Origin of the sequence: Streptosporangium sp. CA-115845 (assembly GCF_050943795.1) — a bacterium.
Lineage (GTDB): Bacteria > Actinomycetota > Actinomycetes > Streptosporangiales > Streptosporangiaceae > Streptosporangium.
The window spans coordinates 5,850,015-5,872,576 of record NZ_CP191988.1; the positions used below are offsets into that span (position 1 = coordinate 5,850,015).

Here is a 22,562-nt window from a genome sequence, read left to right on the forward strand (position 1 = left end):
CGACACCGACCCCGTACTGGCGTCATAGGTTAAGAGACCATTTACCGTAGATTGGTCATCTGTCTGCCATGTCCATGTATGGGGACTAGAATCCTGGCAAATTCCGTTCAATCGGGGAGCCTTGGCTGTTTTGCCAGGTGGACCGGGGCAAAACGTAGTAGGAAGCGGTGTGACGATGCACCTTGGGCAAGACTCGGGGGATCTCGCCGGCGAAAGCGGGAAACGGCGCCCCCGGCGCCGCGGCGGGAGCCGCGGCGGGGGTCCCGGGGCGGACTCCGGTGCGGGCTCCGGTGCGAGCCACGGCGGCGCACAGGGTCCGGCCAAAACGCAGGCCTCCCCTCCCGCACCTCAGGTCCACAACGTGTCCGACGGTGCCCAGGGTGCTCCCGGCGGGCAGGGGATGCTCCCCCCGCAGGCTCAGCCCGGCACGCGGGGTCCCTCCGACGGGCAGGAGACGCTTCCTCCACAGGGCATGCGCGACGGGCGTGAGACCCTCCCCCCGCAGGGCGCGCGCGACGGGCAGGGGACGCCCCTCTCGCACGCCGGGGCGGGTCCGGGGCCCGCCGGACCGTCCCGCCCGGCCGGGGGACGGCCCCGCTTCGCCAGGCCGCTGACGGTCGGCGCGCTCATCGGCTGGACCGCGCTGTCGGTGATCCTCCCCGGTGCGGCGCACCTGCGATCGGGACGCCGCCGCGTCGGATACATTCTGCTAACGATCTTCGGCGCGTTACTGCTCGCCGCCCTGGTCGGCGGGCTCATCATCGGCGGCGGGAACACGGGCTTCGTCGCCCGGGACAGCACGCTGCTGACCGGGGCGGCCCTGGCCATCGCCGGCGCGATCGCCTGGTTCCTGCTGGTGCTCTTCTCCTACATCTCCCTGGGGCCGGAAAGGCTCAGCGGCAGGGGGCAGATCGTGTCGGGCATCGCGGTGGGCGTGCTGTGCGTGTCGGTGATGGCGCCGTTCGCGCTGACCGCGAGCACCGTGCTGACCCTCAAGGAGGCGGCCAACACCATCTTCGAGAGCAACGCGAGCAACCCCACCGCCGCCCCCGTCAAGCATGAGGATCCGTGGGGTGGGCGCGATCGGGTGAACTTCCTGCTCATCGGCGGCGACGGGGCCGGGAACCGGGAAGGCGTGCGGACCGACAGCATGAACGTGGCCAGCGTGCACGTCGCGACCGGCAACACCGCCATGTTCAGCCTTCCCCGCAACCTCCAGCACGTCCGCTTCACACCGGGCACCGCGCTCGCCAAGCAGTTCCCCAACGGCTTCATGCGCGAGCTGCCCAACGGCGGCCTGCTCAACGAGGTCTGGCAGTACGCCGAGGACCACCCCGAGGTCATGCCCGGCAAGAAGACGGGGCAGCGAGGCCCCGCGGCGCTCATGGACGCCATCGGCTACACGCTCAACCTGAAGATCGACTACTACGCCCTGGTGAACATGTTCGGCTTCGCCCACCTGGTCGACGCCATCGGCGGCCTGAAGATCAAGGTGGAGCGCGACGTCCCGTGGGGCGGCCTCTACGGCACCGCCGGGACCATCAAGGCCGGATACCAGAAGCTCTCCGGCGAAGAGGCGCTCTGGTACGGGCGTTCCCGCGTCGGCAGTGACGACTTCTCCCGGATGGCCCGCCAGCGCTGCGTCATCGGTGCCTTCGCCCAGCAGGCCACCCCCTCGGTGGTGCTCACCAACTTCGCCAAGATCGCGGGTGTGGCCAAGAAGTCCGCCAAGACCGACATCCCCCGCGAGTTGCTTGAGCACATCACCGAACTGGGGTTGAAGGTCAAGGACGCCAGGATCGTCAGCCTCCAGTTCGTGCCGCCGGAGTTCTACACCGGCTCGCCGGACTGGCAGAAGATCCGTGCCGCGACCGCCAGGACGCTGCGCCAGTCGGTGCGGCCCGCCCGCCGCCCCCAGGCCGCGGGGGTGACCGCCTCCCCCGGCGCGAGCGGCGCGACGCCCACCGCCACGCCCAAGCCCTCCAGGAGCACGGCGGTCCAGCCAAGCCAGACCCCCACCCAGAACGGCAAGTCCGCCCAGTCACTGGACGAGGCCTGCGGGTTCTGACCGGTCCCGCGAAGTACGGCCTGTCCTCCCCGGGGAGGACAGGCCGTACTTCTTTCTCGAACCGGCGCCCGCCGGGACCGCGCGTCCCCGGCTCAGCCGGTCCCGGCGGTTCTGGCGGTCCTGGGCAGCAGGGCGAAGGCGCCGAGATAGATCAGGCCCGCCACGATCAGCAGTGCCTGGTAGCCGATGACCAGCGCCAGATACTCCAGGCAGCCGCCGACCATCGCGCCCAGCAGGTTGGCGCCGAAGGACACGGTGGCGTCGGCGGAGTCGGCGAAGCGCTTGGCGAACACCACGTTGGCCGCGAAGATCGGCAGGAACGCCACGACCACGGCGACCACCGCGCGCAGCGGCAGCGGCAGGCCCAGCAGCCAGGAGTTGGGCACCAGCCAGGCCAGGACCAGCCCGGCGAGCAGCACGCCGTACATCACGGGTAGAGACGGCACCCGGAAGCGGCGGGTCACCTCCACCGCGGCGAGCACGGCGACCAGCACCCCGCCGAACACGATCGCGTTCACCACCCAGGTGGTGCCGAACAGCAGCGCGAACCCGGTGACGCTCTTGGTCTCCAGCAGCAGGAACGCCACTCCGAGCAGGAAGAGGTCGGCGTACGGGCGCATCCGGCGGTACGGACCGGCGACGGCGCGGACGGCGAGCAGGCTGACGAGGAGGATCAGCCCGAGGGTGATGATGTAGATCTGCGGGATCGTCTGGTCCTTCAGATAGAGGAAGGGCCGGTCGTCGCCGGTCGGCGGCGGTGTGTCGGCGGTCGCCCCGGCCCACTCGGAGTCACACCGCTGCGCCTCGGTGGTGAGACCCGCGGTGATCACCGCCTGCTGGCCGGTCTCGCTGACGATGTCGACGCAGGGCTTGTGGCCGAAGGCGGCCTGCATGGTGGAGCCGAGGCGGTCCACCAGCCAGGTCTCGCGGTAGTAGTTGTACATCGAGAAGGCGCCGCCGGGCTTGAGGTGGTCCCTGGCGGCCTCCATCGCCTGCTGGGTGAACAGGTAGCTCTCCAGCCGCAGCGAACTCGCCCCGGAGACCAGGGTGAGCGAGTCGGGCAGCGCGAAGAGGATCAGGTCGTACTTGCCGGAGGTCCTCTCCAGGAAGGCGCGGCCGTCGGTGACGTGGGTGGTGACCCGGGGGTCGTCGTAGGGCCTGTCCGGGTGGTAGGAGCGCCCGAGTTCGAGCAGCTTGGGGTCGATCTCCACGGCGTCCACGTGCTTGGCGCCCTTGGACAGCGCGATCGACACGTCGGTGCCGCTGCCCGCGCCCACGATCAGCACGTCGTCCAGCCTGCCGGAGGCCGCCCGCTCGTACGGCAGGGCGTACTGGCGTTCCCACTCCAGGCGGCTCCTGGCCGGGGTGGCCTGCTGGTGCGGGATGCCGTTGACCTTGATGTCCATCAGCGGCACGTCGTTCCAGTGGCCGCGCACGTAGGTCACCTTGTAGTAGGGCGACCACAGCGCCCCGGCCGTCAGCGTCTCCATCGCGAGGGCGCCGACGATGACCAGCGACGGGACCAGCAGCGCCACGCGGGCCCAGACCCTGCGGGGCCAGAGCAGCACCGCGTAGGCGATCGCGGCGATCGTGCCCCACACCACCGGGGGCGCGCTGAGGAACGACAGCGCGGTGAACAGCCCGATGCCGCTGAGGCTGCCGATCAGGTCGTAGCGGTAGGCCTCCAGCCGTTCGAGTTCGGGGAAGCACCGCCCGACCAGCTCGGCCGGGCCCATCAGCACGATCGCCGCCGCGGCGAAGATCACCGGCAGGATCAGCCAGGCGGGCGGCCCGCTCTCGCTCAGGCTCGTCCAGTACAGGACGCCCTCGGTCTGGCGGTCCACGGTCACCGGGAAGAGCAGCACGACCAGGACCAGGACCGCCAGCACGATCGGCGAGTAGTAGGGCTGCCGGGTACTGCGTCCCACCCGCAGGAAGCCGAGCCCGATGCCGAGGAAGGATCCCAGCAGGACGAAGTTGGTGAAGTAACTGAGGTGAACGATGTTCGACCCGGTCCACCGGATCAGGGCCAGTTCCAGGAAGAGCATGAAAGCACTGGCCACGATCAGCCTGGGACGGGTGCCCAGCCAGTGCGTGTGCCGGACATCGGAATGGGAGGTTGGCGTCGTCTCCGCCGCTGCGGTCATGCCGCCCAACGCTAGTGACCGGTACTCGCTCAGGGAAGGAAATCCACACCCACCATTTGCACCGATTGGACACTTGAAGCCTGATGGGGACAGGTTTCAACGGCTGGACGCGCTCGAGGTGAATGCAGGAATGTGGTGGAGTCCGATCCCCCCGAGTCCCGGTGGTGCACATGCGAGTCCTGCTCCAGCTCCGCCCCTCTCCCGACGTCGTCGCGGCCGTGGCCGATCCCTCGGTGAGCACGGCGGCGGCCGACGTCGCAGTCCCGCTGCCAGGGGTCGTCGTGGACCCCTCCTTCTCGCCCGTCGTCGTACCTCGCCCGGTGCCCGACGCCGGAGGCGACCCGTGGCGAGCGGGTCGGCTACTCCTCTCAGGGGCCGGGCCGCCTCGTCGCCCGTAAGCCGGACCTGTGCGCCTACACCCACTTCTCCGGCTCCCGGGCCTTCGGCGACGACGAGGCCGACTCGGGCACCTCGGCCGCGTGCCCCGTCACCGCCGGCCTGGTCGCGGCCGTGCGCACCCGGTGGTCCTCCTCCCGCCTGTCCCCCGCCCAGCTGCGCACCCTGCTCCGGCGCACCGCCGACGACCGGAGCGACGTCGGCTTCGACCACGACCACGACCACGGCTACGGCGTCGTCGACGCCGCCGGGATCCTCGCCTCGTTGCGGCGCCGCGCCGAACGCGTACCGTGAGGTCACGCTCCTGATCACCGTACGGCTCCCGCCCGACGCGACGCTCGCGCAGGCCAAGCGGCACCTGGGGCCGCCGGAAAGGGAGCGCCCGGAAATCGAGCCGTACGCTCCCCCGGCCGGCCTTTCGTCCGGGGGACCGTCTCACAACAGGCGGCCGAGCCACGCCTGACTCGTCAGGACCTCGGCGCCCGCTCGGGGAGGACCCGATCCACGAAGAAGTCGTGGACTCCGGACCCGGGAATTGACCTAGCGCTTGCTACACTTTATGGTGGGGCGCACACCGGATCGGGGCGAGAGATTGCGAGATCGCCGTGGGTCGACGCCTCATCGGGATGCTCAGGCCGTTCGTCCAGTGGCTGTCGGCGACCGACGCCTTCGCCAGGATCGCCCCCGGGATCGTGCCCGGGATGGACCGGGCCGCGCACCGCCTGACCCGGGGCAGGGTCGTGCTGAGCGACCAGATGCTGCCCACCCTCATCCTCACCACGACCGGCAGCAAAAGCGGTCAGCCGCGCGTCGTGCCGGTCTCCTGCCTGCCCGAGGAGGACGGCGGCTTCCTGCTGGTCGGCTCCAACTTCGGCCGCCCGAACCACCCCGCCTGGAGCGGCAACCTCATCGCGACCTCGGAGGCCACGGTGAGCTTCCGGGGCCGGGTGTCACCGGTCACCGGCCGCCTGCTGACCGGCGACGAACGGGCCGACGCCTGGGCACGGCTGGTCGGGGCCTGGCCGGTCTACGACCGCTACACCGAGCGGGCGGCCGACCGCGAACTGCGCGTCTTCCGCCTCTCGCCTCGCCTCTGACCGGCCACGCCCACGGCGCCGTCGACACTCCCGGGATCCTCGCCTCGTTGCGCCGCCGCGCCGAACGCGTACCGTGAGGTCATGCTCCTGATCACCGTACGGCTCCCGCCCGACGCGACGCTCGCGCAGGCCATGCGGCATCTGGGACTGCCCAAGGAGGAGGTCGACACCGGCTACGGCCTGGTGCTCATCGACCCCGATCAGGGCCTGTACGGGCTGCGGGTGACCGAGGCCGCGGCCCGCCGTGTCGACCCCGCGGCGGGCGAGGGCCCCTACGCCGACCCGAGGATCGAGCCGTACGGCCCCCCGGCCTGAGGTCCCCGGAGGTCGTCGCATGGGAGAACATATGCAAAGCAACACTTCTCCCGAAGATCGTTTGCTCTGTTCTCGGAGCCAACTATGGGCAGAAAGGGAGAATCGAAGCCTCAGGAACATCGTGGAATCGAAGTTGAACGGTTGTGACTCGGCGTACGAGGGAGCACAGCTCCTGATCGAGGTCGATCCCCGACACGGCGTGGCCGAGATATTCAAAGCTTTCGACGCGGCTGAGTGGGAACCTGTTCCGCGGACCGGGCGTGTATGCACCGGATGCGCGGGCGGGGTGGTCAAAGAGGAGAGCCAGCGTGTGCTGGCGGTCACCGCATCCAGGCTGAAGCCTCTTGAGGGGCTAAGCCCGAGAAGACATGGCACGTTGTGGCCCGATATTGGACATCAAAGGACCTGACCGGTTGAGTGTGGCCGATCATCGGCTGACGCGACAGGCCCCCGTCGAGCGGGAGGCGACGGCTTTACCCGCCGATCACTTCTCAGTCGATCTGAGTGCGCTGCCGACGAAGGCGATCACGCTGCTTTGCGCTGCCGCCAGTGTTACCTCGCCGTTGACGAGGGGGATCCGCTCCGCCCCGATGACGGCCAGGACGCTTCGCGCGGTGGCGACCACGTCGAGTGAGCGGAACTCCCCCGACTCCATGCCCTGAGCGAGGATCTCGCAGAGAATCTTGTTCATGGGCGCCACGTGTCCGGCGAGCGCCTGGTATGCGTCGGGGCCCAGCGCGGCAGTGATCTCGGCGGCGCCCGGATGTGGGTAGTCGAGGAGGCCCTTCAGCTGGAGCCGGATGAAGGACTCCATCCGTGCGCCCGCGGTGGCGTTCTTGGGCAGGTCCTGGTCGAAGCTGCCGATCAGGGAGTCAGTGACCCGCTGACTGAACGCGAGCAGCAGGGCGGCCTTGTCGGGGAAGTAGTTGTAGAGCACGGTGCGTGTGATGCCTGCCTCGACCGCGACGTCGGTCATGGTGATCGCGTCGATGCCTCGATCCTTCGAGAGCCGCGCTATCGCGTCGACGATCCGGTTCACGGTCCGCTCACGGTGCTCGCGCAGATTAGGGGCAGAGATCTTAGGCATGTCTCACTTTCACATACACCGAGCATGTGGTTACCAATCCCTCCAGTCTATTTCCACAGCCTGTTGTTTTAACGACAAGTTGTCGTTATCTTTATGGCAAGTCGTCATATAATGGAGGACAGGCGTGGAGACCAACACCGCCCAGGAACGCAATCCGCTGTCCAAGCTGCTCTATCACGGCACGTCGGAGGCACATCGCATCGCCGAGAACACCCCGTACATGCTCGCCCTGTTCCAGGGCAAGCTGGCCAAGGACGCCTACGCCGCGTGGCTGGTCCGGTTCCACGCGGTGTACTCGGAGCTGGAGCAGACGGCGGAGGCCCTGCGCGCGGACCCGTCCGTCGGCTCCCTCTGGCTGCCCCAGCTCAACCGCACCGAGGCCATCGAACGCGATCTCGCGTACTTCTACGGCCCGGATTGGCGCGACTCCCTGCGCATCTCTCCGGCCACCGACGCGTACGTGGCGCGGCTGCGCCGGGTCCGCGACGAGTGGCCGCTCGGCCTGGTCCCCCACCACTGGATCCGCTACGCCGGCTACCTGCACGGAGGGGCGACGCTCGCCAAGCTGCTCAGCACGACGTACGACCTTCCCGACGGGGCTGGCGTGACGTTCTACGACTTCGCCGAGATCGAGGACAACCACGCCTTCATCGCCGGCTACCACGCACGGATGAACGCGGTGCCCGTCACCGCCGAGGACATCGAGTCGCTGGTGGAGGAAGGCAACCACGCCTTCCGCGGCAACACGGCGATCACGGTCGAGCTGGGTGAGGAGTTCGGCATCTCCTGACGCGCGAAGACCGCTCTCCGGTGGAGGGCGGCCTTCCAGGGTGAAATCGTGCGTTGCGGAGAAGATCGGCTTCTATACCGTCCGGATAGCCTGCAACGGGCACGCCTCGACGGCCGCCTCGGCGTTCGCCATGGCCTCCGGCGGGACCTCGTCCACCAGGACCTTGCCGTAGCCCCACTCGTCAAGCGCGAACACCTCGGGGGCGAACCGCTTGCAGTAACCCTTGCCGTCGCACACGGCGGCGTCGATCACAACCTTCATTATTCCTCCAGATAGATGCGGAACCTCGTGTCCGCGGTGACATGGGAGACAGCACATCGCCCGCACTCTCCGGCGAGGTGCTCGCCGACGAGATCGCCGTGGCGCCGGAAGAGCGAGCCGACCAAGACTGTCACGGCGTCGGGCGTCGCACAGTTGCCCCGCCCGGCCAGCGCCTGCGCCCACCGCTCCAGCCGCGCGACGTCGCTCCACGTCGCGGCGCCGACGGTCAGATCGGCGAGCACGCCGGCCACGCCCGCCGTGCCCTTGACGCACGGCCCGCACTGCCGGGCGTTCTCCCGGTCGAAGAAGGCCGCCACGTCGGCGGCCACCGCGACCGGGCAATCCCCGGCCAGCAAGACGAACGCGCCGCAGCCGAGGGTGCTGCCCGCTCCCGCCAGCGCGGCGTGGGTGAGCGGGAGGTCGAGGGCCGAGGGGGGCAGTAGTCCTCCCGCGAAGCCCCCGGCCAGCACCCCGGTCACCCCGTCGGCCGTACCCAGGTGGGCGGTCACCGGCTCGCGCAGCGGCACGCCGTACGGGACCTCGTACAGCGCGGGGGCCGCCCACGCGCCCGATAGCGTCACCAGGAACGTTCCCGCCGACTCAGGGGTGCCGAGCCGGCGGTAGGCGTCCGGTCCCAGCCGGACGGCGAGCGCGAGCTGGGCGAGCGTCTCGACGTTGCTCACCAGGGTGGGCGCGCCGTCCAGCCCCGCCTGCCAGGGACGGGGCGGTTTCGCCGTGGGCAGTGCCGGTCCGCCGCCGACGGCGCGGACGACCGCCGTCTCCTCCCCCGCCACATATCCGGGCGTCACCCGTACGACGTCCATGAGGTCGCCGCCGCGCGCCTCGGCGAGGCGACGGGCGGCGACCAGGTCGCTGACGTACGCGTAGGCGCGATCGGCGCCCACGGCGCGGGCGGCCAGCGCCAGGCCGTGGAGCACCAGCTCCGGACGCTCGCGCGACAGGAACCGGTCCTTGACGGAGGCGGGCTCACCCTCCTCCCCGTTGGCGATGACGTAGCGGGCGGAGCCGGCGGCCGAGGCGACCGAGCGAAGCTTGACGGCCAGCGGGAAACCCGCGCCGCCGCGCCCGCGCACGCCCGCCACCTCGGCGATCTCGATGATCTCGGGCCCCGAGAGGTCGGAGGCGTCCGCGCCGCTCGCCGCCCCGACCGGCTCCAAACCGAGCAGGCGCGCGTTCCGGAGCGGACGGATCGGTAGGGGAAAGCTCATGCCACCAGATACTCGGGCAGGCGCTTGCCGATCTCGACGAGGACCTCGGTGTTGAGCTGATAGGCCAGCGCGGTCTCGGCGATGACCCTCTTGGCCTGTACCTCGTCCAGGTTCAGCGCGTTGAGCCGGTCCCGGTAGTTGATCTTGAACGCCTTGAGGTCGGGGATGCCGGGGAACAAATAGAACTGGATGCCCGCCGAGGTCTCGAAATTGTACGCACGCTCCACGATCTTGCGGATCACCTGGCCGCCGGAGAGGTCGCCGAGGTAGCGGGTGTAGTGGTGGGCGATGAACCCGCCCGGCCAGTCGGCGATCTGGTTAATCCGGGCGACGTAGGTCAATGTGGGCTTGGAGGGGGTGATCTCGTCACGCCAGTTCTTCCCGTACAGCTCCTCCAAGTCGGCTTCCAGGGAGGGGATGCGCTCAAGTTCCGGGCTGACGAACGGGCCGGCGATCGGGTCGTCGGCGAGGGATCGTCCCGCCTCCTCGAGAGCCACGTAGGCGTAGTAGTGCTGCACCACCATGTCGGCGTACCCCTCCCGGGAGACGCGTCCAGCCATGAGCGCGTCGAGGTAGGCGGTGCGCTCCGCCTCCTCATGATCGTTCCAGGTCGCCTTCTTGAGCTGGTCGGCGAATGTCTCGGTTGCAGTCATGCCCGGACTCCCCTTGCATCGGAATGGTGTTTCACGACACAGTGTCAGAAAGGTGAGCGACGGTCAAGAATTATACGACATATCGTCACGAAACCCCGCCTGCCATGCAACCACGATCGAGAGGCGAACACGATGCAGGAACTGATGGACATGGTCCGGGTACGAGCCGACCTCGCAGGCTCCGAGGTCGTCGTCTGGTGGGCGGGTGACGTCTACGCGTCCATCCCCGACAGCGGGCCACATCACCTGTTCGGATTCGAGGGGGTCAACGTGGCTCGTGCGATGCCCGTGGAGGGCGGCTACGAGTTGCTCACCCGCGAGGCCGCGTTCTATCTCGACCCCCGATCCAGGGAGATCCTCGACGGATGGGACAACGAGTTCACCGGCGAGCGCGTGGACGTGCTCCACGTATGGAACGACCCGGTCAACCAGCGCTGGCTGGCCGACGGTCCATACGGCCCCTTCCGCAGCCCCCGCGTCAGGACCGGGGAGGACGTGATGTTCAACACCGACGTCCTGCTCGCCTACCCCTCACCCCTCCCCGTCGCAGAGTTCCCTGACAACTCCGGAAGTGACGTCTACCGGGCGATGGAGCTGTTCCAGTTCTTCACCCGAGCGGCCGACGTGGACGATCCCGGCGTGACGAACATTCCCTGCACGCTGTCCTGGACGCGGGTGGCGCCCTGGCTCCCGTGGATGCGAATGGCCGACCGGCCGGGCGTCCTCGTCTACCACTGCCGGGGCGCGAAGCTGGCAGGCTGGGCGGATGTCCCAGAGCGGACCAGACGATACGTGGACGAACACGGCCCGCAGTTCGCCCACGCTCCACAGGCATGGTCGGCGCCGAACGAGACGAGCTGGACCTATTTCCGCAAGCAGGCCGCCGGCAATCCATCGTTCGAATGATGACGAGCTGTCACCAAACCCCTTTCCATGAAGAGGCATACCCTTTAGCATTCCGTTCACATATACGTCATTCCGTATATCGGAACTCTGTGAGAGGTGGTTCGCCATCGCCTCCTATCTCCTCCGACGTCTGATTGCACTGGTGACCACCGTCTTCGTGGTGATCTCGCTGGTGTTCGTCCTCCTCCGGCTATCGCCTGGAAGCCCGCTGTACACTCTGCTCGGGTTCAGCTACAACGAGGAAGGCCGAGCCGCGGTCGCTGCGCGGCTCGGCCTCAACGCCTCCATCCCCGAGCAGTACGCGCGCTACCTACGGCAACTGGTCAGCGGGGATCTCGGCACATCCGTGTTCTCCGGACAGTCCGTTGGAGATCTCATCGCCCAACGGTTACCCGTCTCCCTCGAACTCGGTCTGATCGCCGGAGCGGTCTGGATGGCACTGGGTGTCCTCGCCGGAGCGCTCGCCGCGCTCCGGCACCACTCCCCAATCGATGGTTTCGTCCGCGTCACCAGCGTGGTGGCGCTCTCGCTGCCGAGCTTCTGGCTGGGCCTCGTCTGCGTGCTGGTCTTCGGCGTCTACATCCCCGGGGTGCTGCCCGTCAGCGGGTACGTCCCGCTCGCCGAAGGTCTGGGCCCCCACCTGCGCAGCCTGGTCCTGCCGGCGTTCGTGCTCGGCCTGCCCGCGTTCGCGGTCGTGGCCCGCACGTTCCGCGCCTCCGTCCTGGAGGTGCTCGACCGCGACTACGTCGCCTTCGCCACGTCGATGGGCATGCCACGCCGCACGCTGGTGGCCAGGGTGGCGCTGCGCAACGCCGCGATCCCCCTGGTGACCGTCGTGGGGCTGATGCTCGGCATGCTGGTCAGCGGCGCGATCCTGGTGGAGAACGTGTTCGGCGTACCGGGTCTGGGCCAGCTCATGGTCGACTCCTTCCGCCGGCAGGACTACCCCGTCGCCGCCGGCTGCTGCCTGGCCGTGGCCGTCCTCTACCTCCTCACCAACCTGCTGGTCGACATCGCCCAGCTGGCGATCGACCCGCGCATCCGCGAGAGCGTCCTGAACGGGGGGAAGTCCCGATGAGCGCCGTCCTCTCCGCACCGGGCCGTGCCCGGTTCCTCCCACGCGATGGCCTCACCTGGTTCGGCGCCGCCTGCGCCGCGCTGTTCTGTCTGCTCGCCACACTCGGGCCGCTGCTGGCCGGAGACCCGAACACCGCCGGACCCGACGTGCTCGCCGCCCCGAGCCTCGCGCATCCGTTCGGCACCGACCAGCTTGGCCGTGACCTGCTCGCCCGCATCTCAGCCGGCACCCGGGTGTCGCTGACGGTGAGCCTGGCCTCCGTGGCGCTGGGCCTGCTGCTGGCCCTGCCGCTCGGCATCCTCGCCGGCTACCACGGCGGCCGCCTCCTCGACGACCTGATCATGAGGGTGCTGGAGATCGTCCAGGCGCTCCCGATGTTCGTGCTGGCGATGTTCGTCATCGGGCTCAGCGGCACGGCCACGGCGCACCTGGGTCCAATCCCGATCACCATGCCGACCAAGGTCGTACTGCTGCTCGGCCTGGCGTTCGTCCCCTATTTCGCGCGGGTGGCACGGGCCGCGACCATGGCCGAGACCGGCCAGGAATACGTGGCCGCGCTGCGGGTGGTGGGCGTGCCGCGCATCCGGATCCTCTTCGGCGAGCTGCTGCCGAACGTCGCGCCCACCATAGTGGTCCAGGCGTTCCTCGCGATGGCCCTGGCGATCTTCGCCGAGGGCGGGCTCGGCTTCCTCGGACTGGGCATCCAGCTGCCCCAGGCGACACTCGGCAACCTCACCGGCGGCGGCACGGGCTACCTGCCCGCGGGCATCTGGTGGTACTCGGTCCTACCCGGCGTGATCATGCTCGCCGGGATCCTCGGCTTCAACCTGATCGGCGACGCCCTGTCCGACTCCCTCAGCGGGCGCGGCACTCACAAGGAGACGTGATGGCACCTCCCCCCTCCTGGTCCCGACGACGCTTCCTCGGACTGCTTCCCGCGGTGTCACTGGCCGCCGCCTGCTCCTCCCCCTCCCCGGCGGGCGGCGGGACGCTCAGAATCGGTGTGGCTGCGGGCCCGAGCAACCTGAACCCCCTCGACTCCGGCAGCGAGGTCACCCGCTGGATCGCCGAACCGGTGATGGAGACGCTCTACGACTACGACGAGCGGCTCCAGCCGGTGCCCCTGCTCGCCGCGGCGGCGCCGGCGATCTCCGGTGACGGACTCACCTGGACCATCCCGCTCAAGCAGGGAGTGAAGTTCCACAACGGCGACGCCTTCACCGCCGAGCACGTCGTCGCCTCGCTCGACCACGTGGCCGCCTTCGCCAGCGGCAGCGAGTGGGTCATCTACTTCCTCGGCTACTACTCCGGCGCCCGCGCCGTCGACCCGAACACCGTCGAGATCAAGCTTAAGCGCCCCTACGGCCTACTCCACTCCCATCTGACCAACCTGCCGATCACCCACAAGTCCTTCGCCGACCGCAAGGACACGATGATGGGCACCGGCCCGTACAAGCTGGAGAAGGTCTCGGCCGGCCTGGGCTACACCATGACCGCCCATCGCGGATACCACGGCCCCGCCCCCGCCTACTCGGGGATGGAATTCAAGATCATTCCGGACGGCTCCACCCGCGCGGTCAACCTGCGCGCGGGCAACGTGGACATCGCCACCGAACTGCCCGTGGCCTCCTTGCCGCTCCTCAGCGGCCAATCGCAGGTCACCGTCCACCGGGTGGACGCCCCGATCGACATCCTCACCTACGTCAAGGTCGGCGACGCGCCGTTCGACAACGTGGACTTCCGCCGCGCGGTGGCCTACTCCTCCGACCGTCAGGGAGTGAACGAGAAGGTCTTCGGCGGCGCGGCGATCCTCGGCCAGGGCCCCATCGGCCCCGCCGAACGCGGCTACGACCCGAACCTGCGGGTCTTCCCGGACCAGCCCGACCTGACCCGGACACGCGAGCTCCTCAGCGGGGTCCGCCACCCCTCCTTCACGCTCACGATCAGCGCCGGGCAGGTCATGGAGGACATCGCCCAGATCCTCATACAGGGCTGGCAGCGAGCGGGCATCACCGTGAAGCTGGAGGTGCTGCAGGGTGGCCCATGGGCGCAACGCTGGATCTCCGGCGCCTATCAGATGATCATGAATCGCTTCTCCAGCGGCTTCACCAGCGGCGACGCCAACTATCTCGCCCTCTCCCCCGCCCAGTCCAAGAGCGTTCTGTCCTGCGGCTACGAGAACGCCGCCGTCGACACCGCGCTCGACCGCGTGTGGGCCACAGCCGACCAGGCCGAGCGTGACGTGCTGCTGAAGCAGGTCAACGCGACCCTGGCCGAGGAGGCGGTGATGTTCCCGCCCGTCTACCCGAAGATGATCCTGGGACAGCGAACCGGCGTGAGCCCGCTGGATCCCGGACGGATGCGGATCAGCAGGCTGGGCACCGCCCGCCTGCGGCCAGTGGGGAACTCCGGTGGCTGACCTTCTGACCATCTCGGACCTGCACGTGGACTATGGGGGACGGCCGGCCGTACAGGGTGTCTCCCTCACCCTGCGCAAGGGAGAGATCCTCGGCCTGGTCGGAGAGTCGGGCAGCGGAAAGACCAGCCTCTGCTCGGCGATCACCAAGGTGCTCCCGCCCGGCGCTCGTGTCCGCGCGGCCGAGATGCGCTTCGACGGGCGGGAGTTGACCGAACAGTCCGACGAGGACATGCGGCGGATCAGGGCCTCCCGTATCGGCCTGGTGCCCCAGCGGCCCATGACCTCGCTCAGCCCCTCCTCTCCCGTGCTGCGCCAGCTGCGCTGGTACCACGACCAGCCCGACCTCGCCGACCTGCTCGGCCAGGTGGGTCTGCAGACCGTGATCGACCGGCCACGCGACTACCCGCACCGCTTCTCAGGCGGGCAGCTCCAGCGCCTGCTCATCGTGCTCGCGGCGCTGGCCAGAAAGCCCGACCTGCTCATCGCCGACGAGCCGACCACCACGCTTGACACCACCGTGCAGGCCCAAGTGCTCCGCCTGCTGCTCGACCTGCGTGACCGGCTGGGGCTGGCGATGCTGTACGTCACCCACGACCTCGCGGTCGTGGCCCAGATCTGCGACCGGGTCGGGGTGATGTACGCCGGTCGGCTCATCGAGTCCGGCACCGTCGATCAGATCTTCAACGCCCCCCGCCACCCCTACACCCAGGCCCTGCTGGCCGCGTTGCCCGGCCGCACCCGGCCAGGCGTACGTCTGGGCACGATCCCCGGCGACGCGCGGGGCCGATCCGCGGGATGCGCGTTCGCCCCCCGCTGTCCCGTCGCCTTCGCCCGATGCCACGAGGAAGATCCGCGGCCGATCACCACCGGTGCGGATGTGGTGCGCTGCCATCGCGCCGAGGAGGACGCATGACACCACTGCTCGAACTCGACCACGTCACCCGGCGTTTCCCTCTCAGACGAGGCCAGACCGTCCACGCGGTCGAGGACGTCTCCTTACGGCTCGGGCCCGGCGAGACGCTCGCCATCGTCGGCGAGTCCGGTTGCGGCAAGTCGACGGTCGCCCGGCTCGCCGTCGGCCTGATCACCCCCACGCTGGGCACCGTACGCATCGACGGCACGCCCGTGCGCGCGCGCATGGACAGGGCGACGCGCCGCCACGTGCAGTTCGTCTCGCAGAACCCCTGGTCGGCGCTGAATCCGCGCAAGACCATCGGCCACAGCGTCGGCCAGCCTCTCGCCGTGCACGGCCTGTGCTCGTCCGGCGCCGAACGGGCCGCGCGCGTGACCGAGCTGCTGGAACAGGTCGGCCTGCCCGCGCAGTACGCGGCCCGCCGTCCGAGCGGAGTGAGCGGCGGCGAGCTGCAGCGGATCACCGTGGCCAGGGCGATCGCCGCCCAGCCTCGCGTGATCGTGCTGGACGAGCCGACGGCCAGCCTGGACGTAGGCGTCAAAGCGACCGTGATCAACCTGCTGCTGGACCTGCGGACCTCACTCGGCCTGAGCTACGTGCTCATCACGCACGAGCTCGACATCGCCCGGCACCTCGCCACGCATGTCGCCGTCATGTATCTGGGCAGGATCGTCGAGCAAGGCCCCGCCGAGAAGATCTTCACGGCTCCGCGCCATCCGTACACGCGCATGCTGCTGGCCGCCATCCCGGTTCCCGACCCCACTCGCCGAGGCCTGACCGCGCTCACCGGAGAGGTTCCCTCGGCCGTCTATCCGCCTCCCGGATGCGCCTTCCACCCCCGCTGCCCGTACGTGGCCGACGCCTGCCGGGACCAGGTCCCCCTTCTGCTCGCCATCGGTGACAGGACCAGCGCGTGTCTACGGGACAGCGAAATCCCCGCACACGCGTAGGGCGGGCCGGTGTCGACCGGCCCGCCCTACGACTGAGCGGTGCTTCGCAGCGCTCAGTGCTTGGTCCCGCGGCGCCTCATAAGGAAGATCGTAGTGACGATCACCGCGAGGAGCACGACGGCGATGACCACGATGAGGGGGACCGAGGTTCCCCCGTCCTCATCCGAGGCGACCGGTGACGCGGCGGGGGTCGTGGACGACGGAACGACGGCTGGAGTCTCAGCGGGCGCGACCGACGACGCGGCCGGGCTCGGCGCGGCGGCGGCGAACGTGAGGGGCAGTTGGGTGAAGTTGGCGGTGTCCCGGGGGTTGGCGGGGTCGTTGGTCATGAGGGCGCAGGTCGTCACGGTGCAGTCCGTGGGGCCGAAGACGGCGCCCGGCGTCATCGTGGTCTCCAGCCCGCCGTCGGCGTCGGTGGTGACCCGGGCGAAGTTCGCCGTGTCGCACGCCTTCCCGGGGGGCTGCTTGGTGTCGCAGAGCGCGACGAACAGGGTCGTCTTCGGCGTGAACCCCTTCCCCGTCACTGTGATCTCGGTTCCGGAGGCAAGGTCTTCGGTCTGGCTCGCGGTCAGCTTGGGCTTGTCCGGCGCCGCGGCGGCCTCGCCGGCGAGCGCGATGGTGATGACGAAGATGGTGGCCAGTGCGCTGACCAACCATGCGCGCCTTGAAGAGTTCCGGGGCATGAGCGCCTCCTTGTGTTCCGAAACGATCCCGATCGGGTCCCCGAGTCACTTGCGGAACACAGTTTCACGACATAGTGTCACAAAACAAGAGACTTGAGGCTCCCTGTTTCCCCGAGCCGATTCCCGGCCTCCCTCCCCTCGAAGCGGTAGGCGAAAAGGACGCATATGAGCGTGGACATGGCCCTTCCCCCCGTCGAAAAACACCAGCACCATCGCGACGTCACCGGTGGCTGGCTGCGACCAGCCGTGTTCGGCGCGATGGACGGGCTGGTCTCCAACTTCGCCCTCATCGCCGGCGTGGTGGGCGGCGGCGCCCCCAACGCGATCGTGGTGATCACCGGCCTGGCCGGGCTGGCGGCCGGCGCCTGCGCCATGGCCGCGGGTGAGTACACCTCGGTCACCTCCCAGACCGAACTGATTCAGGCCGAGATCGACATTGAGAAGACCGAGTTGAAACGCGATCCCGAAGGCGAGCTCGCGGAGCTCACCGCACTGTACGAGGCCCGCGGACTGGACGCGGACACCGCCGCGCTGGTCGCCACGCAGCTCACCAAGCAGCCCGAACTCGCCTGGCGCGTCCATGTCCGCGAAGAACTGGGCGTCGACCCGGACGACCTGCCCTCGCCCTACGTCGCCGCCTTCTCCTCCTTCACCGCCTTCACGCTGGGGGCGATCATCCCGGTGCTGCCGTTCATCCTCGGCGTGACCGGGCTGGCCGTGGCCGCTGTGATCAGCATGCTCGGACTGTTCGGCCTCGGCGCGATCGTCGCCCGGCTGACGGCACGCCCCTGGTGGCTGGGGGCGATCCGCCAACTGCTGCTGGGCGGGTTCGCCGCGGCGGCCACCTTCGGCATCGGCAGCCTCGTCGGCACCAGCCTCCCCTAGTCCTGGCAACGGAAAGAGTCATCATGGGTATCAGAGAAGAAATGCCGCTGCTCGCCCGGCACGAGGGCGAGTGGGAGGGCACCTACACCTACGTCGACGCCGCCGGAAAGATCATCGACTCGCACCGGTCCCGGCTCACCTGCACCCTGGGCGACGGGACCGACGGCTGGGACTACCACCAGGTCAACGTCTACACCTGGGACGACGGCAGGACCGAGGAGCACCGCTTCCCCGGCACCTACCTGGGCGGAGGCCGTTGCGCCTTCGACACCGACCGCCTCAAGGGCGAATTCTGGGGCGTCGACGACAGCACCATCTACCTTTCGTGGATCTACAAGGAGAAGGGCGCCGACCTGCGCCTGTTCGAACTGATCGTGCTGAGCGAGGACGGTGCCCACCGGAACCGCGTCTGGCAGTGGATCAGTGGCGGCACCTGCTTTCAGCGCACTCTGATCAACGAGACACGCGTCGTGGCATGAGAGCGCAGCTGTCGATCGCCGGCGGCGTGCGCGAGTTCGCCGCCGCCACCCCCTCGGCCATCGCGGTCATCGACGGTGACAGGAAACTCAGCTACGCGGCGCTTCACGACCGGTCCAGCCGCCTCGCGAACGCACTGCTCTCCCTCGGCCTGCTCCCCGGGGACACGGTGGCCCTCCTCCTGGCCAACCAGCTCGAGTACCCCGAGGCCGCCGCGGGCCTGGCCAAGGCGGGCCTCGTCATGGTCCCCCTCAACCCGCGCCTGACACCACCGGAGATCGCGTTCGTCGTCGACCACTCCCGCGCCCGGGCGCTGATCGTCGACGCGGCACTCGCCGACCTGGCCGGCACCGCCGCCGACATCCTTGAGACCACGCTGAAGAACGTGCTGGTCACCGGGTCCGGCGGATCCTATGAGGCCGCGCTGTCCTTCGCCCCGGGGAGCGATCCGCGCGTGAGCGTCAGCGAACTCGACCCGTTCTGCGTCGCCTACACCTCCGGGACGACCGGCGACCCGAAGGGCGTCGTAATCAGTCACCGCTCCCGGGCGCTCACCTTCTACGCCTCGGCCCTGGAGTGGGGGCTCGGGCCGGGGCGTCGCTCGATCGCGGTCGCGCCGATGTACCACGGGGCGGGCTTCGCGTTCGGCTACGCCGCGATCCACACGGGCGGAACCGTCTCCATGCTCCGCTCATGGGACCCGGACAGGCTGCTCGCGATGATCGAGAAGGACCGGGCGCAGTCGGTCTTCATGGTGCCGACCCACGCCCAGACGATCCGCGCGCTCGGCGACCTCGTCCTGCGCCGAAGCGATCTGAGCAGCCTCGACACCCTGTTCTTCAACGCCGCCGCGTTGCCGGTCCCGCTGAAGGAATGGGTGCTCGACACCTTTCCCGGCGTGGGCGTGCACGAGCTGTACGGCTCGACCGAAGCCGGGATCATCACGAACCTGCGCCCGGCCGACGCCAGGAGCAAGGCCGGATCCGTCGGCCACCCCTGGTTCATGACCGAGGTCAGGATCGTGAACGACGCGGGCGTCCCCGTACCGGCCGGAACCCCTGGCGAGCTGTTCAGCCGGTCCCCCTACCTGATGAACGGCTACCTGCGAAACCCCGAGGCGACGAAGGCCTGCACGACCGATGACGGCTTCCTCACCAGCGGCGACATCGCGGTCAGCGACGACGAGGGGTTCATCCGGATCGTCGACCGCAAGAAAGACCTGATCATCTCGGGTGGCGTCAACGTCTACCCGCGTGACGTCGAGATCGCGATCGACGGCTGCCCCGGCGTCACCGAGTCCGCCGTCGTCGGCGAGCGGGACGAGACCTGGGGCGAGCGGGTCGTCGCGTACGTGGTCGGCGACGCCTCGGCGGCTGAGATCGAGGCCCACCTTCGCCCCCGGATCGCCGGCTACAAGATCCCCAAGATCATCCACTTCATACCGAAACTGCCGCGCAACAGTGCCGGGAAGGTCCTGAAGCGCGAGCTCAGAAAGGAAGCCTGAATGCGCCCACACGTTGAACTGATCCACGACGACGACTACATCTGGCACGCGGCCGAGCTCGTCGGCGGTGAGGGGCGGGCCAGCGAACGCCGTCTCTCGGTGGACGAGGAGGACGGCTCCTCCTCGCTGCGGATCGACTTCCACACCGACTGGGGCCGGGGTCCGGGCATCCACCACGCCGACACCGAGTACTACGTGCTCGAAGGCTCGATGACCTACGGCGGCCGCCAAATCGGCAAGGGCGGCTACGTGCACGCGCCGAAGGGCGTGCCCACCGACGCGATCACCTTCGCCGAGGGCACCCGGATTCTGCACTACCGCGAGTACGGCGACGCCGGTTTCGACCCCGTGGACGGCCTGAACGCCCCTCGCCGGGCCGGCGCGCGGGAGGACGTCATCGTCATCGACAGCGAGGCCATGACGTGGGACGCCGTGCCCAACCCCGGCCCCATGCCCGGTCTGTTCATCAAGTACCTGCACGTCGACCCCATCACCGGGTTCTACACCCGGCTGGTGTACTGCCAGGAGGGCTGGACCGACCACCGCCTGGCCCACCATCCCTGCTACGAGGAGGCGTACACCACCCAGGGCCACCTGGAGTACAACTTCGGCACCCTCGATCAGGGCAGCTACTTCTTCCGCCCGGCCCGGGTCAAGCACGGCCACTTCACCACCATGGAGGGCGGCATGACCATGCTGCTGCGCTCCGACGGCGAGCTGTACAACTGGTACACCCAGAACGAGTGGCTCCGCTGGGGCGGCGAGGCGGTCAACTACGGGCCCGACGGCACCCGGATGCGCTGGTCGCAGTCGTCGCACGACCTCGGGAAGGGCTCGGCCCGGCGCAGCGAGCGCGACCTGGCCGACCTCGCCGCGTCCGTGCGGTACCAGCGGGAACAGGGCGCGGACGACGGCGACTACGTCCCGAACGGCGTGGGTCCCGACAAGAGCTTGATCGCGATGGCCAAGGCCCTGGACGCGTCCAACCTGCAGGGCGGCCACGGCCAAGGCCATGAGCACGACCACGGCCACGAGCTACGAGCGGACTGGGGCGCCGACCCCGGCTCACTGGAACACCGCGACGAGCGCACCGACGCCGGCGCGCACAACTGGGGTCAGGGGCGTCCCTGGAAGCCCGGTGACCCCATTCCCGCCCCGATCCTCTCCACCCTTCCGGTCCGCAGCCGCTCCCGCGGCCGTTGGGACTCCGATGGCATGTGACGCGCTCCCCGGCCTGACTGAAAGCCGGGGATCCAGCCTGTGCCGCGCATGCGACTCCCGGCTCACGGCGCTCGACGGAGAGCGTCGCGGGCCGGTCCGTCCATCCGGCACGGGCTCCGTCGCCGGAGCCCCCGACTCACGTCGCCCGAGTCCCGGAAGATCGTTTCAGAGACGAAAACGGCTGTGGCGACGCGCACACGAACCCCAGCCGACCTACGAATCAGGGAGGAAAGTATGATCTATCTTGTCTACCGGATGCGGCTCACCGAGAGCGCCCGGCGCGACATGAAAGCCTTCTGGAAGTGGCTGGAACAGCGGGAGAGCTTCTTCTACCGCGACCTGCCGATGGTCAAAGAGCTCCGCTGGTACTACAGCGTCGTCGGCGACGTCTACGTTCTGGAGAACTGGGCCGCCTTCGATGACGAGGCGGCCTGGGGCGCCTACCGGGCCGCCCTCGCCGATCTCAAGGCCGATCAATCGTGGGAGTTGGAGCGAGTATCCCAGGAATCGTGGTGGGATTTCCTTGACACAAGGATCGTCACCGACACACCCGTGCCTGTTGGGTTCTCCCGCCGCTAGGGTGCGCCGTCATCGCTGGTTAAGGGGCCGCTTCAATGGAGGCTTCCAAGCCGTTGCGCCGCCGTACGCCGGAAGCCTCTAGCCAGACGGCCGCGACCGTCGAGCGTGCTGCCGACGTGCTCGCGCTTTTCGCCGAACCCGATTCCACCACGCTGGGGGTCACCGAGATCGCCGAGAAGCTCGGCCTGTCGAAGGCCGCCGTGCATCGGATTCTGGCGTCGTTGCGACTTCGCGGGCTGATCAAGCTGGACGATCACACCCGGCGCTACTCCTTGGGCCTGATGACCATGCGGCTGGGGCTGGCCTATCTCGACAGGCTCGACGTGCGGAGACTGGCGTCCCCCGAGCTGGTCACCCTGTCGAGGTCGCTCTCGGAAACGGCCACGTTGTCGATTCGTACCGGGTCGACCCGGGTGTACGTCGATCAGGTCACCCCAAACCGTGAAGTGATCATGTCCGTCTCTCGGCGTCCCCTACCCCCTCCATGCCGGGGCCTCCTCCAAGGCGTTCCTCGCCTTCTTGTCGGACGACGAGATCGACGCCTACATGAGGACCGTCCCGCTGACCCGGCTCACCGAGCGCACGCTGGTGCATCCGGACGTCCTGCACAAGGACATCGCCGCGATCCGGCGTCGCGGATACTCCAAATCCAATGCCGAGCGTCAGCCCGGCTCAGCCTCGGTCGCCGCACCCATCTTCGATCATCATGGCAGGCCTGCCGGTGTCGTGAGCGTCTGTGGCCCGCTGGAGCGGTTCCAGGGCGAAGCACAGCATTGCGCAGAGGTCCTGCTCGAAGCGACCGGCCGGCTCTCGGCGCAGATGGGCTATCTCGAACTCGAGAAGAAGTGACGATCTGAGGATGAGCCGTGGGCGACCGGTCGACGGCAGACCACGGCCATCGTCT

The 22,562-nt window shown here is 68.8% G+C and carries 24 protein-coding genes and 2 pseudogenes; 19 read left to right on the forward strand and 7 right to left on the reverse strand.

Annotation, left to right across the window (positions count from 1 at the left end):
• The first annotated feature begins 361 nt into the window (after nucleotides 1-361).
• On the forward strand, nucleotides 362-2,068 hold the full coding sequence (locus ACQP0P_RS28625) for an LCP family protein (protein WP_433360006.1): 1,707 nt from the start codon (nucleotides 362-364) through the stop codon (nucleotides 2,066-2,068).
• Between the two features lie 92 nt (nucleotides 2,069-2,160).
• On the opposite strand, the gene ACQP0P_RS28630 is transcribed toward ACQP0P_RS28625, so the two are convergent.
• Nucleotides 2,161-4,215, reverse strand: a complete 2,055-nt coding sequence (locus tag ACQP0P_RS28630) for a spermidine synthase (RefSeq protein WP_433360009.1) — start codon at nucleotides 4,213-4,215, stop codon at nucleotides 2,161-2,163.
• Nucleotides 4,216-4,385: 170 nt separating this feature from the next.
• Here ACQP0P_RS28630 and ACQP0P_RS28635 point away from each other — a divergent pair, with 170 nt between their 5' ends.
• From ACQP0P_RS28635 to ACQP0P_RS28650, 4 genes and pseudogenes are all read left to right on the forward strand, one after another.
• Entirely contained in the window at nucleotides 4,386-4,613 is a 228-nt protein-coding gene (locus ACQP0P_RS28635; RefSeq protein WP_433360012.1) for a hypothetical protein, read from the forward strand.
• A pseudogene (locus tag ACQP0P_RS28640) lies at nucleotides 4,612-4,905 on the forward strand (S8 family serine peptidase); the annotation flags it as partial. The gene ACQP0P_RS28635 and the pseudogene ACQP0P_RS28640, both read left to right, overlap by 2 nt.
• Nucleotides 4,906-5,216: 311 nt before the next feature.
• On the forward strand, nucleotides 5,217-5,708 hold the full coding sequence (locus ACQP0P_RS28645; protein WP_433360015.1) for a nitroreductase family deazaflavin-dependent oxidoreductase: 492 nt from the start codon (nucleotides 5,217-5,219) through the stop codon (nucleotides 5,706-5,708).
• Between the two features lie 81 nt (nucleotides 5,709-5,789).
• Nucleotides 5,790-6,023: a hypothetical protein gene (locus ACQP0P_RS28650; RefSeq protein WP_350920441.1), complete on the forward strand. Its 234-nt coding sequence runs from the start codon at nucleotides 5,790-5,792 to the stop codon at nucleotides 6,021-6,023.
• 484 nt (nucleotides 6,024-6,507) lie between these two features.
• On the opposite strand, the gene ACQP0P_RS28655 is transcribed toward ACQP0P_RS28650, so the two are convergent.
• Nucleotides 6,508-7,110 carry a TetR/AcrR family transcriptional regulator gene (locus ACQP0P_RS28655; RefSeq protein ID WP_433360018.1) on the reverse strand — a complete coding sequence of 201 codons (603 nt, stop codon included), beginning with the start codon at nucleotides 7,108-7,110 and terminating at the stop codon, nucleotides 6,508-6,510.
• 124 nt (nucleotides 7,111-7,234) lie between these two features.
• Here ACQP0P_RS28655 and ACQP0P_RS28660 point away from each other — a divergent pair, with 124 nt between their 5' ends.
• A complete protein-coding gene (locus ACQP0P_RS28660) occupies nucleotides 7,235-7,900 on the forward strand; it encodes a heme oxygenase (biliverdin-producing) (RefSeq protein ID WP_433360021.1) in 666 nt (221 codons plus the stop codon).
• A 72-nt stretch (nucleotides 7,901-7,972) separates the two neighbouring features.
• On the opposite strand, the gene ACQP0P_RS28665 is transcribed toward ACQP0P_RS28660, so the two are convergent.
• From ACQP0P_RS28665 to ACQP0P_RS28675, 3 genes are read right to left on the reverse strand one after another with little or no spacing between them, the layout of a single operon-like run.
• Complete coding sequence (locus ACQP0P_RS28665) at nucleotides 7,973-8,161, reverse strand: ferredoxin (protein ID WP_433360024.1); 189 nt, start codon at nucleotides 8,159-8,161, stop codon at nucleotides 7,973-7,975.
• On the reverse strand, nucleotides 8,161-9,390 hold the full coding sequence (locus ACQP0P_RS28670; protein ID WP_433360027.1) for an NADH-ubiquinone oxidoreductase-F iron-sulfur binding region domain-containing protein: 1,230 nt from the start codon (nucleotides 9,388-9,390) through the stop codon (nucleotides 8,161-8,163). Before ACQP0P_RS28670 ends, ACQP0P_RS28665 begins: the two co-directional genes overlap by 1 nt.
• Nucleotides 9,387-10,043, reverse strand: coding sequence for a heme oxygenase (biliverdin-producing) (locus ACQP0P_RS28675; protein WP_433360030.1), 657 nt, complete (start codon nucleotides 10,041-10,043; stop codon nucleotides 9,387-9,389). The genes ACQP0P_RS28670 and ACQP0P_RS28675 overlap by 4 nt, the downstream gene beginning before the upstream one ends.
• A 132-nt stretch (nucleotides 10,044-10,175) precedes the next feature.
• Between ACQP0P_RS28675 and ACQP0P_RS28680 the strand changes: the two genes are divergently transcribed.
• The 6 genes from ACQP0P_RS28680 to ACQP0P_RS28705 all read left to right on the forward strand — a co-directional run bounded on the left by ACQP0P_RS28680 (nucleotide 10,176) and on the right by ACQP0P_RS28705 (nucleotide 16,309).
• Nucleotides 10,176-10,949 carry a DUF1838 family protein gene (locus tag ACQP0P_RS28680; RefSeq protein WP_433360033.1) on the forward strand — a complete coding sequence of 258 codons (774 nt, stop codon included), beginning with the start codon at nucleotides 10,176-10,178 and terminating at the stop codon, nucleotides 10,947-10,949.
• A gap of 142 nt (nucleotides 10,950-11,091) precedes the next feature.
• Entirely contained in the window at nucleotides 11,092-12,027 is a 936-nt protein-coding gene (locus ACQP0P_RS28685) for an ABC transporter permease (RefSeq protein ID WP_433360036.1), read from the forward strand.
• Nucleotides 12,024-12,914: an ABC transporter permease gene (locus ACQP0P_RS28690; protein ID WP_433360039.1), complete on the forward strand. Its 891-nt coding sequence runs from the start codon at nucleotides 12,024-12,026 to the stop codon at nucleotides 12,912-12,914. Before ACQP0P_RS28685 ends, ACQP0P_RS28690 begins: the two co-directional genes overlap by 4 nt.
• Nucleotides 12,914-14,446 (forward strand): ABC transporter substrate-binding protein, encoded by a 1,533-nt coding sequence (locus tag ACQP0P_RS28695; protein WP_433360042.1) that lies wholly within the window; start codon nucleotides 12,914-12,916, stop codon nucleotides 14,444-14,446. The genes ACQP0P_RS28690 and ACQP0P_RS28695 overlap by 1 nt, the downstream gene beginning before the upstream one ends.
• Nucleotides 14,439-15,359, forward strand: coding sequence for an ABC transporter ATP-binding protein (locus ACQP0P_RS28700; RefSeq protein WP_433360045.1), 921 nt, complete (start codon nucleotides 14,439-14,441; stop codon nucleotides 15,357-15,359). The genes ACQP0P_RS28695 and ACQP0P_RS28700 overlap by 8 nt, the downstream gene beginning before the upstream one ends.
• Nucleotides 15,356-16,309, forward strand: coding sequence for an oligopeptide/dipeptide ABC transporter ATP-binding protein (locus ACQP0P_RS28705; protein WP_433360048.1), 954 nt, complete (start codon nucleotides 15,356-15,358; stop codon nucleotides 16,307-16,309). Before ACQP0P_RS28700 ends, ACQP0P_RS28705 begins: the two co-directional genes overlap by 4 nt.
• Before the next feature lie 53 nt (nucleotides 16,310-16,362).
• Here the strand turns inward: ACQP0P_RS28705 and ACQP0P_RS28710 are convergent, their stop codons facing one another.
• Nucleotides 16,363-16,962 (reverse strand): neocarzinostatin apoprotein domain-containing protein, encoded by a 600-nt coding sequence (locus tag ACQP0P_RS28710; protein WP_433360051.1) that lies wholly within the window; start codon nucleotides 16,960-16,962, stop codon nucleotides 16,363-16,365.
• A gap of 195 nt (nucleotides 16,963-17,157) precedes the next feature.
• On the opposite strand from ACQP0P_RS28710, the gene ACQP0P_RS28715 reads away from it, so the two are divergent.
• From ACQP0P_RS28715 to ACQP0P_RS28735, 5 genes are all read left to right on the forward strand, one after another.
• Nucleotides 17,158-17,877 carry a VIT1/CCC1 transporter family protein gene (locus ACQP0P_RS28715; protein ID WP_433360054.1) on the forward strand — a complete coding sequence of 240 codons (720 nt, stop codon included), beginning with the start codon at nucleotides 17,158-17,160 and terminating at the stop codon, nucleotides 17,875-17,877.
• A gap of 23 nt (nucleotides 17,878-17,900) precedes the next feature.
• Nucleotides 17,901-18,356, forward strand: coding sequence for a DUF3598 family protein (locus tag ACQP0P_RS28720; RefSeq protein ID WP_433360057.1), 456 nt, complete (start codon nucleotides 17,901-17,903; stop codon nucleotides 18,354-18,356).
• Entirely contained in the window at nucleotides 18,353-19,858 is a 1,506-nt protein-coding gene (locus ACQP0P_RS28725) for a class I adenylate-forming enzyme family protein (RefSeq protein ID WP_433360059.1), read from the forward strand. Before ACQP0P_RS28720 ends, ACQP0P_RS28725 begins: the two co-directional genes overlap by 4 nt.
• The gene (locus tag ACQP0P_RS28730; protein ID WP_433360061.1) at nucleotides 19,859-21,079 is read left to right on the forward strand and encodes a DUF4437 domain-containing protein; all 1,221 of its coding nucleotides are present in this window, start codon (nucleotides 19,859-19,861) and stop codon (nucleotides 21,077-21,079) included.
• Nucleotides 21,080-21,313: 234 nt separating this feature from the next.
• Nucleotides 21,314-21,658 (forward strand): hypothetical protein, encoded by a 345-nt coding sequence (locus ACQP0P_RS28735; protein WP_433360064.1) that lies wholly within the window; start codon nucleotides 21,314-21,316, stop codon nucleotides 21,656-21,658.
• Between the two features lie 32 nt (nucleotides 21,659-21,690).
• Here the strand turns inward: ACQP0P_RS28735 and ACQP0P_RS28740 are convergent, their stop codons facing one another.
• The gene (locus ACQP0P_RS28740; protein WP_433360067.1) at nucleotides 21,691-21,915 is read right to left on the reverse strand and encodes a hypothetical protein; all 225 of its coding nucleotides are present in this window, start codon (nucleotides 21,913-21,915) and stop codon (nucleotides 21,691-21,693) included.
• On the opposite strand from ACQP0P_RS28740, the pseudogene ACQP0P_RS28745 reads away from it, so the two are divergent.
• Nucleotides 21,811-22,056: pseudogene (locus ACQP0P_RS28745) on the forward strand (helix-turn-helix domain-containing protein); the annotation flags it as partial. The gene ACQP0P_RS28740 and the pseudogene ACQP0P_RS28745 sit on opposite strands and share 105 nt — an antisense overlap.
• A 121-nt stretch (nucleotides 22,057-22,177) precedes the next feature.
• A complete protein-coding gene (locus ACQP0P_RS28750; RefSeq protein ID WP_433360070.1) occupies nucleotides 22,178-22,507 on the forward strand; it encodes an IclR family transcriptional regulator in 330 nt (109 codons plus the stop codon).
• The last annotated feature ends 55 nt before the right edge of the window (nucleotides 22,508-22,562 follow it).

Bases quoted from the DNA above. Each gene is read 5' to 3' on its own strand.
- ACQP0P_RS28630 (WP_433360009.1), bottom strand. From the start codon at position 4,215: ATGACCGCAGCGGCGGAGACGACGCCAACCTCCCATTCCGATGTCCGG.
- ACQP0P_RS28635 (WP_433360012.1), top strand. From the start codon at position 4,386: ATGCGAGTCCTGCTCCAGCTCCGCCCCTCTCCCGACGTCGTCGCGGCC.
- ACQP0P_RS28650 (WP_350920441.1), top strand. From the start codon at position 5,790: ATGCTCCTGATCACCGTACGGCTCCCGCCCGACGCGACGCTCGCGCAG.
- ACQP0P_RS28655 (WP_433360018.1), bottom strand. From the start codon at position 7,110: ATGCCTAAGATCTCTGCCCCTAATCTGCGCGAGCACCGTGAGCGGACC.
- ACQP0P_RS28665 (WP_433360024.1), bottom strand. From the start codon at position 8,161: ATGAAGGTTGTGATCGACGCCGCCGTGTGCGACGGCAAGGGTTACTGC.
- ACQP0P_RS28670 (WP_433360027.1), bottom strand. From the start codon at position 9,390: ATGAGCTTTCCCCTACCGATCCGTCCGCTCCGGAACGCGCGCCTGCTC.
- ACQP0P_RS28675 (WP_433360030.1), bottom strand. From the start codon at position 10,043: ATGACTGCAACCGAGACATTCGCCGACCAGCTCAAGAAGGCGACCTGG.
- ACQP0P_RS28680 (WP_433360033.1), top strand. From the start codon at position 10,176: ATGCAGGAACTGATGGACATGGTCCGGGTACGAGCCGACCTCGCAGGC.
- ACQP0P_RS28690 (WP_433360039.1), top strand. From the start codon at position 12,024: ATGAGCGCCGTCCTCTCCGCACCGGGCCGTGCCCGGTTCCTCCCACGC.
- ACQP0P_RS28695 (WP_433360042.1), top strand. From the start codon at position 12,914: ATGGCACCTCCCCCCTCCTGGTCCCGACGACGCTTCCTCGGACTGCTT.
- ACQP0P_RS28705 (WP_433360048.1), top strand. From the start codon at position 15,356: ATGACACCACTGCTCGAACTCGACCACGTCACCCGGCGTTTCCCTCTC.
- ACQP0P_RS28715 (WP_433360054.1), top strand. From the start codon at position 17,158: ATGAGCGTGGACATGGCCCTTCCCCCCGTCGAAAAACACCAGCACCAT.
- ACQP0P_RS28720 (WP_433360057.1), top strand. From the start codon at position 17,901: ATGGGTATCAGAGAAGAAATGCCGCTGCTCGCCCGGCACGAGGGCGAG.
- ACQP0P_RS28725 (WP_433360059.1), top strand. From the start codon at position 18,353: ATGAGAGCGCAGCTGTCGATCGCCGGCGGCGTGCGCGAGTTCGCCGCC.
- ACQP0P_RS28730 (WP_433360061.1), top strand. From the start codon at position 19,859: ATGCGCCCACACGTTGAACTGATCCACGACGACGACTACATCTGGCAC.
- ACQP0P_RS28735 (WP_433360064.1), top strand. From the start codon at position 21,314: ATGATCTATCTTGTCTACCGGATGCGGCTCACCGAGAGCGCCCGGCGC.